This window comes from Candidatus Scalindua japonica (assembly GCF_002443295.1).
In the GTDB taxonomy this organism is placed as follows: domain Bacteria; phylum Planctomycetota; class Brocadiia; order Brocadiales; family Scalinduaceae; genus Scalindua; species Scalindua japonica.
Window position 1 is genome coordinate 65,985 of sequence record NZ_BAOS01000015.1, and the last position, 12,271, is coordinate 78,255.

Genomic DNA, 12,271 nt, shown 5'->3' on the forward strand with positions numbered 1-12,271 from the left:
ACACATCAAAGATGTGACCCCTTTTTGGGTGGGGGGAGGCTATTGGCAACTGCATTTACCTATATTCATAACCAGTGGCCAAAACTTATAGTCTTCGTTGAAGATGGCCGCTTGGCGCTGGACAATAATAAAGCAGAGCGTCATATTCTTCCGGTTGCAACCGGAAGAAAAGTATGGCTATTTGCACAGAGTGAGGCAGGTGCTAAGGCAACAGCGCTCTGGTATTCATTGGTTGAAACAGCAAAGGCTAACGAACTGGAACCATACTGGTATTTCAGGAAGGACTTTGAAGAAATGCCTGTTTATTTGCGAGACGGAAAGCCCGTGGACGACTTGCTACCCTGGAATATCGATCCTGGTGAACTCAAACATTTCGCTGGGCATGTTTAAGTTGATGAGTACAATCATTCACTAACGGGGTTAACTTGGCCCTTACCTTTATGTGGCTACGGTTTTTCATGGAGCAATAGATATGAAAAAAAACTGGCTGAGGAAATGGTGATCATACAGCGCGAAATTGACGAGATCAAACAGAGCGCAAACAAATTATCAATGCATACTTGAACCAATATAGCATTGTATGTTAGAATGGCCCTCTATGAAAATTAAGCGATGTTGTTTCGGATGGAAATTTATTGAGAAAGGAAATAAATGTGCGTAGCGATACTATTACGTGTGGGATAGAGAGGTCACCCGCAAGGGCACTGCTTTACGCGACCGGATTAACCAAGGAAAGCATGAGTAAGCCGTTTATCGGCATTGCCAGCAGCTTTACAGACTTGATCCCTGGACACACCCACATGAGAAAGCTGGAAAGAGATATAGAGAAAGGGATTCACGCGGCAGGCGGTGTCAGCTTCATATTTGGTGTACCCGGCATCTGTGACGGAATTGCCATGGGACACAAAGGGATGAGCTACTCCCTTTCTTCGAGAGAATTAATCGCTGATTTAATAGAAACCGTTACAAACGCACACTGTCTGGACGGACTGATATTGTTAACTAATTGCGACAAAATTACTCCCGGAATGCTTATGGGTGCGGCAAGGATAGACGTCCCTGCTATTGCCGTAACAGGCGGACCCATGATTTCAGGCCGTCGTAACATGAAGAAACTTTCTCTTGTTCGCGATACTTTTGAGGCCGTCGGTAGGACTCAAAAAGGAGAAATCAGCGAGGATGAGCTTGAATCGCTGGAAAAAGAGGCATGTCCCGGACCCGGATCATGTCAGGGTTTGTATACGGCAAACACAATGGCCTGCGTAACGGAGGCTCTGGGAATGTCCTTACCCGGATGTGCTGCATCCCTGGCAATCTCAGCCGAGAAAGAGAGAATAGCCTATGAAAGTGGAGAAAGAGTAGTTGAGTTAGTAAGAAAAGGAGTAACCACGAGAAAAATTATGACACGTGAGGCATTTGACAACGCGATATTAATCGATATGACGCTTGGAGGCTCAACAAATACCTGTCTCCATATTCCGGCAATAGCCCATGAAGTTGGCATCGACATAGAACTGGACCGATTTGATGAAATCAGCAGAAAAGTACCACAGATAACAAATCTACGACCAGGTGGTGAGCACTTTATGGAAGACCTTTTCTATGCGGGTGGTATTCCGGCAGCGATTAAGAGACTTGATGACAGCATAAACGATTGTGCAACCGTCAGCGGATACAGTACAAAAGAGATAGCAAAGCAGGCAATCGTCTACGATGATGATATTATACGGACAAAAGAGAACGCCTATAACAAGGAAGGTGGTATTGCGGTACTTCATGGAAATATAGCACTGGATGGTGCCGTAATCAAGCAGAGCGCATTATCTGGCGATATGATGTTTTTCAAGGGTCCTGCAAAGGTCTTCGGAAGCGAAGAAGATGCTATGAAGGCGATCATGGATAAGAAAATTCCTAAGGGATCGGTGATGATTATCAGATATGAAGGCCCTCGTGGTGGTCCCGGGATGAGAGAAATGTTGTCACCTACTGCCGCACTTGTTGGAATGGGTCTGGATAATTCTGTTGCCTTGATAACAGACGGTCGTTTTTCTGGCGGCACAAGAGGCCCCTGCATCGGACACGTATCTCCCGAAGCGATGGTAGGTGGGGCGTTAGCCCTGGTAGAAGATGATGATGAGATAGTCATTGACATTCCAAATCGCAAATTATATGCTGTTGTATCAGATTCAGAACTTGATAGCCGCAGGGAGAAATGGACTGCGCCTCCATTGGCAGTCACCAGTGGATGCCTTGTTAGATACGCGAAAAACGTAACATCAGCTGATAAAGGAGCAGTGCTAAAGGAATAGCAGACAGGAAGTTCTCCTGGCTTATTAAACACTTTACATATATATTACCCGGTAGTGTAATGGCAACACTAGAGATTTTGATTCTCTCATTGGAGGTTCGAGTCCTCCCCGGGTAACCATGTTGGACACGAGACCCCTTCGGCAATTATATCAAAGGGTTTTCTATATACTGCATAAAGACTTACGTCATTCAAGACATAGTTCGAGGCTACAAATTTCAGTATCGTAGCCTTTTCCTCGTAATTTGCCCTAACATATTGAAAATACAGCTTGTTAAAAAGTTCGAGGGTTTTGTTACCGGATTCGTAAAAGTTAGGATTTATGGACTGAACGTTATCAATTTGTGATTTGATTTCAATAAGTTGGCTTTTATATTCTTCCTCTTTAGCTTTAAATACTCCCTCGTCAAGCTCTCCGTCAAACTTGGCATCGTATAACCTGCTCAAACGCTTATTTGTCTTGTCATGCTGACTCAGGAGCGAATTATAACGGTTTTCTTGTAACTTTAGATTGTTCTTACTACGCTCCCTTAATCCCTCTTTGAGCCATTCCACAATATCATTGTTTAAGGTAATTCTTTGTATCGGCTCTACAAACATTTCAGCTAACTTTTCCTCTCGAATGTAAGCAACATCTTTGTGCCTGCCTTTCGAGAAAGTGCAGTGATAATATTTATACTTATTTTTCTTCACTTCTCCGATGACCTTGCAGTCACAAATCCCACATTTCATTAAGTTATTAAAATAAAATGGGAGTTTATGAGCCGAAGGGTGAAATGAACTCGACAGAACGCTTTGCACCTTATCAAAAAGCTGCTTGGTGACTATAGGGGTATGACTCCCCTGATACATTTTTCCATCCCACCTAAACGCTCCGTAATAAATTGGATTTTTAAGAGTTTGATGAATCGAACTCTTGCCCACACGGTTACCATGTTTGTTTCTAAGACCGTCATCATAAAGTTGATGCTCTAGCATCCGGAGCGAGTAAGAACCAGAAGCCATCAAAGAAAATGCCGTTTTAATATACGACGCCTTATCTTCATCAATCTCAATAAGACGGGTAGCTCTATTATTTTTGTATCCGATTGGAGCGACGGATGGAAATAAACCCTGTCCCGCCTTTTCCAGCATCCCCATTTTAGTTTTCTTAGAAATGTCATTCGACATCTTCTTTGCAACTGCAACTTCAATATCAAACATAAATTCATCATCTGAACCCGAATCTTTATTGAATCGCTTGTTACTTCGGGAAAAATGAATTGTCTTGTCGTAAGATTTGATTAAATCGTAAACCTTAAGTTTATCAATGTCATTCCTTGTCATCCTGTCAGTAACATCAAAAATAATATGACGAATCTCCGGGTGTTTTTTTGCAAAGTCAATCAATTGGTTAAACGCCATTCTTTCTTCACGCCAAGCAGATTCTGATACTTTCCACATTTTTGAAATCCTTAGATTCTTGCGCTGTGCGTATTCGTACCCAAGTTTTTGTTGTGCGTCTAAAGAATAGCCGTCTTGTTGCTCTAAACTAGATACACGAACGTATAATAGTGATGATTCCATTTTCTATTATCTCAATCCTTTTTGTTCTGCAATACTCAATATGTTGTATAATCCTATATTGCAAGATTAATTAGTCAATTCAATTCTTCAAAACCAATTTTACCATTCTTTTGCTCTAATTCAGATATAAACGAAAACAATCCAATCATGTTGTCTGCGATCTCTCTGGCATCCTCAAGAGTTAATGGCGATTGATAATACCGTTCCCAGAGATGAACCGTTTTTTCTAAAAATTCTTTTGAATAATCCATAAACTAAATAACCACAGTTAAGTATTAAAAATCACATCTTACATGTGTAACCATGCAACCACCTTCTCAACAATATCATTTGTTAATTGTGAATCAACAATTTCAATCTTCATAATTTAGATTAATTAAACATAGGTGCGCAGGGTTATTGCCTATTTGTTTCTTGGGCTTTTATAGCCACACTTCATTGCAATAACACCTATACTCACAGTGTGCATGGTACCGGTTCCCCCCTTATAGGGGGCGGAACCGAGAACCACCACTGTGGACTTATGTGGTTCCCAGAAACCAGAACCACTTAACGGCTTAATGTAATTAATGTTACGGTAAACAATTCCGGTAGTTCCAACTGGTTCCTGAAAAACGAGAACCGATAGTGGTTCCAACCACCACGGAACCACTTAATTTGTGGTTATTGGTGCTTCATTAATCACTAACCTCTTATTTGGCATCTCTTTTATTTCTTCACGTTCCAAAAGAATCTTAACCAACTTGAGGCATTTAGCTTTGTTCATTCCCGCTTCTTCTACAATCTTATTCCTTGATATTGGGCTTTTAGAATCAGTTATTATTTTTTTAATTTTACTTAAATCTTCTTGTTCCTTTTTAAGTTCGGTTTGATTTCGAGATGTCATTTCTAAAGTAGCAGTTTTAAGGTTCCCCTTTTCATCGTCTTTAGTCATTAGTTTTATAAAAAATGGTGGAATAGATAAACAAGCACGATTGTAAATTTCAACTCTAATCATTCCTTCCTTGTCCTTGTCAAGGAAGATAGCATTATCACGCCAACCTACCAATGCGTTACTGCCACGGACTTTAGAAGCCCTGTCTGTTCCATTGTCATTACCCCTCTTTTTGTCATGGCATACGAGCAAGATTGAACATGAATATTTTCTATTTATTTCTCTGAGGAAATGAAGCAGTTTTAACATATCTGTGGCATTGTCTTCGTCTAAAGAGTGGACATTTCGCAATGGGTCTAGGATGATAATATCAGGTTTATACTTAGATACCGTGATTTCAAATCTATCTTTAGTATCTCTATCGTCTATAAAAATTGACGGTATGTTGAGTAGATTCAAATCAAGGTCACGTATCTTGAGGTTTTTATGACAGGCAAATGCTGCAATTCGTGGCCGTGTGATCGTAGCTGGGTCATCCTCTGCATTAAAAACTAGAACTTTTCCCTTTTCGCATTGATGGCGGTCAAAGAGCTTAGTACCTGAGGCTATGCTAACAGCTATTTCCAAAGCTAACCATGTTTTGCATACTCCCGGTTGTCCAGCCATAACACCAACACTCTTTATTGGCCAGATTCTATCTATTTGAAATTCTACTGGCTTATGCTCTATATCAGCAATGTGAATTATAGGGATACCCGTAGCCACCTTATTACTCCCGGATGACCCTTGGATACCATTCTTAGTTTGTTGTTGGCACTGCTCCATGGCTTTTTGAATAGTATTATCTCGGTAATCATCACGTTCCCACTTCTCAAGGCATAGTTTGCTTTGTCGGAAGAGTTGATCGATAGCTACGGGATTGCCGTTTGTCCAATATGCCAGTTGGTTACATAAGGCTAAATCAGCCTCTGATTGAGAAGGATAGCCCACCTCGTCCCACTGGCCGTCAAAGAGCTTTGTAAACTTCTTACCATTTGTAGCCGCTTTTGCTTTACTTATTATTCCTTCAATCTCTTTGTTACTTAATTCATATCCTTCTGACGTAGAGATATCCTCCTTGTTTGTTTTAGACGTGCTGGTTAAAAATAAGGTCAGTTCATTGACTACATCTTGGCGTGCTTCGATATGAGAATATTTTGTGTCAATAATGTCACCTGTGAAAGTAAAATAGCGAGCATGATCGTATATTTCATAATCACCTTTCTTTATACCTGTCTCAGAAGGAATCTTACCTCTTACAATTGTGTGCGTGCCTGTCCTTGAAGGAGAGTATTCTGTGTAAGACTCAAATTTCTCAATCCATTCTTTAGCCCAAGGCTTTATAGTTTTGGTTTCAGGATTAATACAGTCGTCAAAATCAATTCCGGTGTACTGATCGTTTTTAGTGAATACAAAGCCTATGCCGTAAAAATTCTTCTTCTGAAACGCCTCTAATGCATGTTCAAAAGTACACCATGTTTCTGGATTGGTTGAACTGGCCTTTTTCCCATTCGCTTGGTATAGTGGCTTAGTTGGCTTCTCTCTCCCCGGTTTCTTTTCAAGACGATACACAACCCATTGGTTGAGAGTCTTTAATTCTTCCGGGATGTTCTCTGGAAATAAAGTGGATTTGTTCAGTTCTAATTGATTCATAGTTCTATATCTTTTTATGTTTTGCGTCGTTTCTAGAGACAAAAACCACGGTAAATTCCGTCATTTTTTATTAAGATTCTTTACGTTTCCTTTGCCTTTATGTCTTGGTGATTTACCAAACCGGTATGGGTATAAAGAGCATAGTTTACCAGTGCAGTGTTCAACTTCATTTGCAGACCCACAGACGCACTCAAGGCAATGATACCTGATTGCTTTGAGCGACGTCAGAGGTACTGCTTTGGTTTTTCCGTCTTTTGATCTTATTGTGTGTTTAATCATTTTGCTGATACCTCGAATAAAGTCTGTTTAATTTTATTTAAGTCACTTTGTCGATAGACACGCTGACCGTTCTGCAAAGTCAAGAAATCTTCCCTTCTTAGTTTTCTACTTTCAAAGAGATAAACTAACTTATGTTTTGGGATATTCAGTATCCTTAATACCTCTCCCGTATTTAACAAATCATCACTATTCATAAATTCTCCTTGTCGTAATTGTGAGAAAGTTTAAATGTTAAGGACAAATCATTGCATATAATTAGGGATAAGTCACGAAAGACCGATTTCGGTCAACTTCGGTTTTTTCCGGTTTCTTTAAGTGGTGTTGATATGGTGTCTTAGTAGGGGGAAAAGCTGCTTCGGTCAACTTCGGTGTAAATAGGATTAGTTTGTTAGAGAGGTATTTGTTGATATGTGATTGATGATTATGTTACTAATTTGTAGGATACGTTCTTCTTGTTTTCCTGTTTAGACTCTATTACATAACCTTTAACAGGAATACTGTTCTTTTTCAAACCCGTTTTAAGTTTGCTTCTTATATGACTCATTGCAGTAGATAAGTTGCTCTTATAACTCACTTTTTTATTTTTCCAGCACTTCTCAAGGGTTTTATTTTTGACATGCTTGTCTAGTTTTTTATACAAGCATTTAAATAATGCAAATTCAAGATTGGGCAATTTTACAATATGCTGCCCGTTGCAATAAATATCTCTTTCATTCTTGATAGCCCATTCATAAGCAACTGTTTTACCCATATGCGAATCTTCTTTTTGTTGTAGTTTATGGGTTATTGTTTCTCCAACCTGGCTGCCCTCTGACCCTGCTACTTCCTTATCAGGTTTTAATGCATTAACAACGAGAAATGCTGTTCTAAGTTCTTCATTCAGAAATGCTTTTTTTTCATCTTTTCTTAATGAGGCAACTATAAGCGGAGGTTTCTTACCTAGCAGGATAGGTTTCATTTTCTTAAAGAAACTGACGTTCTTTTTTGAAATATCATATAAGGCAAGAACATTATTATTAATATCATTAGAGAAAATCTCATTTCGCAACTCTGCATCATTCATATCCAAACAATTAATGAAGATTATCCGTTCAAATTTTTCTTTTCTAACATATGATATGCTTTCCATTGTAAAGAAAAGAAAGTCCCAAATCCAAAGTTTGTCGTTATCTGTAAGCAGTAAAAAGCGGTCATCATTTGGAAAAGATTTGATAAATTTGCAATATTCAGGGTCTTCCAAAAAATCAAGCTCTGCCATACTTGTAGACATACCCATGTTTGGCTCGATTACAAGTTCTTCTAAAGTCCCTATTCTACATGTTAATGGCTCCGATTGTGGAAGTATTTCAGGCAACATAAATAGACCAAGCTGCTTAAATATATCAGGAGGTAGGGTTGCCGTTGTAGGTGTGCACGAGTAGAGTTCACCGGAGGTGGTAAATTCACAACGAACGTTATCCTTGATGTTAACTATAAACGTTTTGCTGCGTTTCTCTCTGGTAATGTTATCCCCTCTCAACAATCCTCAGAGTGTTATAAGCCAAGGAAGCCAGTGAGGTGCTGGTAATTCAGGGTGCACTCCCTACCTTGCCTAATTTATTTGAAAAAATATTAGAAACGAGTTTGGCTGTCCCAAAAACATCTGTTTCTGGTACACTCAAAACAGTAAATATGGGATGTTGAGAACACAATACTTACAACACCTGAAATCACAGGGTTTTCGGTACACCCCTAATTTTTGTTTAGCGGGAACAAGGCGGATTAACATATACAATAAATACGACCCAAGCAATAAGAGAGAAGAGAAAAACTCGCCAAAACCATAAAGCTCCCTTACCCAACAAACTTTCCAAGTTGACCAATCCACCAAGCATTTTCCCTGAATTTCCCTTATCAGGATATCTATCTTCACTCCCTTCGAAGAATACATGTCTGTCTTTCTCATTCTCTGTTCTGATTTCTTTTCCTATTATTTTTGTTTTTATCTTCTCAACTTTTACCTCGGTAATATGATAAGAGAGAGCAGATTCTATATTGAAGTAATCCATAGGCACTTTTGACTCCGCAAGTTCTGATTCAAGGTTTCGGAGATATCGCTTCATCAACTCAAGATATTGAATTTGCTTATTGTGAAGCCCATTCCAGAGTGTAGACAATAAAATACCTATAATTGTCACAATTATTGGCAAAGGAAAGTCTTTCCACGAATCAGGAAGCGGACTAAGGAGCCTCATAAGCGCTATGAAAAGGCCGGTCTGCAAGGCTACCATAATAATCTGTACTCGCTTGAGATAGTTATCGTTAGCTATCTTGAAAATATCTAGTGTACGATTATATGAGTATTGAAGATTTTCTCTCTTTTCTTTGTCCTCATTCACAAGCGACCCTCCATATTTTGAGATACGTTAAAATTAAAGACACATTTCCAACGTTCTTTGCACAGCACCTTTAGACAGATTCAATTCCTTTGCTATCAGTCTAATTGACTTATTCTTCTTTCTATACTCAATTACTTTCTCAGTATCAACTATATTCTTTGGTCGACCCAACTTCTTCCCGTTAGCCTTAGCCTTACGCAGACCACCTTTGACACGTTCTGCGATTATATCTCTTTCGAGTTTCGACATTGCGCTTATAATGGTAAATATGGCTTCGCCAAGGGGACTGGAAGTGTCGATATTCTCCTGATACGATATAAAGTCTATGCCGAGATTCCTGAACTCATGCAAAGCTCCTACAAGATGTTTGGTGCTGCGGGCAAAGCGGTCGAAACGCCAGACCAAGACTGTATCAAACTTGCGCTTCTTTGCATCATTCATTAGTTCACTGAGTGCAGGTCTTGTTTCCTTCGTACCGGATACACCGTTGTCCTTGTACACCTTGAATATGCCAAGGCCACGTTCCTTTGAATACCGTTCAAGGTCATTCAGCTGCATATCAACGGATTGATCTTTTGTGCTGACACGTGCATATATTCCTACTTTTTTAATTTCAAATCTCCTTTGCAGTGATATGTATAGCATTGCGCTATACAGTATAGGCAAAAAAATACTATGTCTTAATACTTACCTCTTTCGCATATGCCAATAAGCGAACAAAACCAGTCCAGCCGTCACACCCTTTTGACCTTGCAAGGGCTAATAGCTTCTTCTTCTCGTTATCGCTTACTCTTGCGATGATCTGGTCATCTTTGACTTTTCCGTCATCTTTCTTTTTCATAGGAGCAGTATAGCATATTGTTATACATTGTCAATATAATTAACCAATCCGTGCTGATCAAATATTTAGTTCTTTCTCTATTGAATCTAAGATATGCAAGAAAAAGACGTGGAAAGAGAAACTAAAAGAGGCGAAAGAACAACAAGCAGAAAGACCTAAGTATGGTTGTAAGGATTCTGACAAACAAGTGTTTATTGATGCCAAGAAGGAAGTATCAAATCAAAGGAGTCCCCTTGCGTTTTTGATATCGAACCCCGCCACACCCCTCTCAGGCAAAAGCTACGGAGAATCTGTGTCAACATCTTTTAGTCCTTGTCTTAAAGAGAACCCAATTTTTTGGGTTCCCTCTATTTATGGTTTTTCCTAGAGAAAGCCGCTTCAAAAAATATTTTCCCTGAAAATCCGGGGCTTCAAAAAAATAATTTCTAAAATTTGAAATATACATGCCGTGGTATCTTCATCTTCAAACAAGTGATCACATTTAGGATATTTTACTGAAAGCAGATGTTTGCTTTATCCATAAAATTGTTATTGTGGTCATAAATCTTCTGCATTGAGTTAATAAAGAAACAACGTTTATATGTTAAGGTTACGAAGATTTTCCAAGAGGATATTTATCTTGAAATATTTTTAATTTTTTTTGATATTCAGTTATCTTGTATTTCATTTTTTCCATATTTTCTCCTACGTTATGCTTAAATATTTCATCCCAGTAGATTGAATAAATATTTAAGAATGCAGTCAATAAACATGCTAACCATTTTTTATAATCATCTGTATTTACTTCATAGTCAAAGAATTTTGCTTCTAAACTTTCTTTATTTTCACTATACCTGTGCAATATTCCTATGGCATCCGAATGAGCATAAATACTGCAATACTCATGAATCTCTGGAAGACCTTTCGCCTGTGGAAAATTGTTTATATCCTCCTTAATCGTTCTTTTTATGTTTAAAAATATTTTCTTCCATTCAGGATTATCTTCTTCTTTAATTTTGCTTAAGTAGACATCTACCTTGTCTGGGTATTTCAATAAATAATATGCAGTAAAAGTACAATCAAGTGCTGACCTTAAGCTAGTAAAGGATTTTGATATATGTATTCTTAAAAAAGAAACCATTCCTGTATAGAATTCACTATGTGTAATTAAGTACAGGAAAGAAGGAATTTTGTGGCTTTTCTCATTAATTGGATTTAAATGGCTTCCAATCTTGAATAATTCATCTAGGTTATGAATAAGGAAGAAATCATCACCTAAATTTTCAATACTCGTTAATAAATTTTCTTCTTCAATTGCAATAAAATGATTAATGTTTCTAACGGTATCCATGCGTATCGCTCCTTACAGTTTTATATGATCAAGATAATGATTATTCTCATTCCTTCCATAATCCCATCATTCTCTCCCTTGCATCTTGATGCGCTCTTAAAAACATATCCTCATACTTAACATTAGGCGGTATTGTCATACAATTAACCATAGAACAAAAACGAGGAAGTTTGCATAATTTGGTTATATAACAATCATTCACTTCATTTCCATTTTTATTTCCTCTAACCCCAACTTTTCAAGAATTCCTTTAAGATCAAACTTGACGTTTCTTTTAGCGTTAAGATTACAGGGAACAACTCTCACTAAATTTTCAGAAACGAGCGAGTAGAAATCAAGACCGAAATTGAATAACTTTTCCATTACATCAAATGACGGAAGACTATCAGTCTCAAATCTGTATTCACTATGAGCCACCTTTTTATCTCTGAATGTTTTAAATGCCTCTAATTCCTTATTGTATTTTTTAACAAACCCTGTAACGGTTGATGACAAAGCGGAGATCGTATCATTGTTATTTGATGAGCCATCGTATTTCTGAATGAATTCGTCAAGTTTTTTATGATTTAATTTTGAGGATGCAGTATTAATTATATGTCTTAAAACACCACTGATAGAATTCAGTTCATTCCTTGTCTCATTCTCGAAAATCTTACATATTCCTAGAGCTATAGATATTATGGACAATTGCTGAACATATCCAAAAAAACATTTACCAATGTTCTTTTGATGCATTCTGCCAGCATTAACCGCAATCAAGCAATAAACATCCAAATCTTGTCTTAGCTGGTAGAGAGTTTTAACAAGTCCAATGTTTTTGTGATCTATTTTGGAACTGATTAAATTATCCATATAACATTACTTTTAAATTATTGTATTGATTGAGACAATTATAAACTTAGTTAATCTTTTGTGGATGCGTTCGGTAGCAAGTTTAGGCAGAAGCTAAAAAAATGCTTGAATCGCTAATGTATTGGTGGTCGATCTTCATGCGATTGTTGGA

General features: G+C 38.0%; 12 protein-coding genes and 1 tRNA gene. 3 read left to right on the plus strand and 10 right to left on the minus strand.

The annotated features are described in order from the left end of the window. Window positions 1-42: 42 nt before the first annotated feature. The 3 genes from SCALIN_RS09710 (at window position 43) to SCALIN_RS09720 (ending at window position 2,428) form a co-directional block, all read left to right on the plus strand. On the plus strand, window positions 43-390 hold the full coding sequence (locus tag SCALIN_RS09710) for an IS66 family transposase (protein ID WP_133111811.1): 348 nt from the start codon (window positions 43-45) through the stop codon (window positions 388-390). A gap of 263 nt (window positions 391-653) precedes the next feature. Next, window positions 654-2,309: a dihydroxy-acid dehydratase gene (gene ilvD, locus SCALIN_RS09715; protein WP_096894325.1), complete on the plus strand. Its 1,656-nt coding sequence runs from the start codon at window positions 654-656 to the stop codon at window positions 2,307-2,309. Between the two features lie 45 nt (window positions 2,310-2,354). Next, window positions 2,355-2,428: transfer RNA gene (locus SCALIN_RS09720), tRNA-Gln, on the plus strand. Here the strand turns inward: SCALIN_RS09720 and SCALIN_RS09725 are convergent. From SCALIN_RS09725 to SCALIN_RS09770, 10 genes are all read right to left on the minus strand, one after another. Continuing rightward, window positions 2,396-3,874, minus strand: coding sequence for a recombinase family protein (locus SCALIN_RS09725; protein ID WP_096894311.1), 1,479 nt, complete (start codon window positions 3,872-3,874; stop codon window positions 2,396-2,398). The genes SCALIN_RS09720 and SCALIN_RS09725 overlap by 33 nt on opposite strands. 74 nt (window positions 3,875-3,948) lie before the next feature. Then, the gene (locus tag SCALIN_RS22110; protein WP_162532243.1) at window positions 3,949-4,125 is read right to left on the minus strand and encodes a hypothetical protein; all 177 of its coding nucleotides are present in this window, start codon (window positions 4,123-4,125) and stop codon (window positions 3,949-3,951) included. Window positions 4,126-4,526: 401 nt separating this feature from the next. Then, on the minus strand, window positions 4,527-6,440 hold the full coding sequence (locus tag SCALIN_RS09735) for a phage NrS-1 polymerase family protein (protein WP_096894313.1): 1,914 nt from the start codon (window positions 6,438-6,440) through the stop codon (window positions 4,527-4,529). A gap of 275 nt (window positions 6,441-6,715) precedes the next feature. Further along, window positions 6,716-6,913, minus strand: a complete 198-nt coding sequence (locus tag SCALIN_RS09745; protein ID WP_096894315.1) for a hypothetical protein — start codon at window positions 6,911-6,913, stop codon at window positions 6,716-6,718. Between the two features lie 227 nt (window positions 6,914-7,140). Further along, the gene (locus SCALIN_RS09750) at window positions 7,141-8,076 is read right to left on the minus strand and encodes a helix-turn-helix domain-containing protein (RefSeq protein ID WP_133111813.1); all 936 of its coding nucleotides are present in this window, start codon (window positions 8,074-8,076) and stop codon (window positions 7,141-7,143) included. 385 nt (window positions 8,077-8,461) lie between these two features. Beyond that, window positions 8,462-9,097, minus strand: a complete 636-nt coding sequence (locus SCALIN_RS09755; RefSeq protein ID WP_096894317.1) for a hypothetical protein — start codon at window positions 9,095-9,097, stop codon at window positions 8,462-8,464. Between the two features lie 33 nt (window positions 9,098-9,130). Beyond that, window positions 9,131-9,742 (minus strand): recombinase family protein, encoded by a 612-nt coding sequence (locus tag SCALIN_RS09760; RefSeq protein WP_096894318.1) that lies wholly within the window; start codon window positions 9,740-9,742, stop codon window positions 9,131-9,133. A 28-nt stretch (window positions 9,743-9,770) separates the two neighbouring features. After that, entirely contained in the window at window positions 9,771-9,938 is a 168-nt protein-coding gene (locus SCALIN_RS22115) for a hypothetical protein (RefSeq protein ID WP_162532244.1), read from the minus strand. A gap of 589 nt (window positions 9,939-10,527) precedes the next feature. Further along, window positions 10,528-11,268, minus strand: a complete 741-nt coding sequence (locus SCALIN_RS09765) for a hypothetical protein (RefSeq protein WP_096894319.1) — start codon at window positions 11,266-11,268, stop codon at window positions 10,528-10,530. A 198-nt stretch (window positions 11,269-11,466) separates the two neighbouring features. Continuing rightward, entirely contained in the window at window positions 11,467-12,120 is a 654-nt protein-coding gene (locus tag SCALIN_RS09770) for an AbiU2 domain-containing protein (RefSeq protein WP_096894320.1), read from the minus strand. Between the last annotated feature and the right edge of the window lie 151 nt (window positions 12,121-12,271).

Bases quoted from the DNA above. Each gene is read 5' to 3' on its own strand.
- SCALIN_RS09765 (WP_096894319.1), bottom strand. From the start codon at position 11,268: ATGGATACCGTTAGAAACATTAATCATTTTATTGCAATTGAAGAAGAA.
- SCALIN_RS22115 (WP_162532244.1), bottom strand. From the start codon at position 9,938: ATGAAAAAGAAAGATGACGGAAAAGTCAAAGATGACCAGATCATCGCA.
- SCALIN_RS09750 (WP_133111813.1), bottom strand. From the start codon at position 8,076: ATGTTGCCTGAAATACTTCCACAATCGGAGCCATTAACATGTAGAATA.
- SCALIN_RS09770 (WP_096894320.1), bottom strand. From the start codon at position 12,120: ATGGATAATTTAATCAGTTCCAAAATAGATCACAAAAACATTGGACTT.
- SCALIN_RS09735 (WP_096894313.1), bottom strand. From the start codon at position 6,440: ATGAATCAATTAGAACTGAACAAATCCACTTTATTTCCAGAGAACATC.
- SCALIN_RS09745 (WP_096894315.1), bottom strand. From the start codon at position 6,913: ATGAATAGTGATGATTTGTTAAATACGGGAGAGGTATTAAGGATACTG.
- SCALIN_RS09760 (WP_096894318.1), bottom strand. From the start codon at position 9,742: ATGCTATACATATCACTGCAAAGGAGATTTGAAATTAAAAAAGTAGGA.
- SCALIN_RS22110 (WP_162532243.1), bottom strand. From the start codon at position 4,125: ATGGATTATTCAAAAGAATTTTTAGAAAAAACGGTTCATCTCTGGGAA.
- SCALIN_RS09725 (WP_096894311.1), bottom strand. From the start codon at position 3,874: ATGGAATCATCACTATTATACGTTCGTGTATCTAGTTTAGAGCAACAA.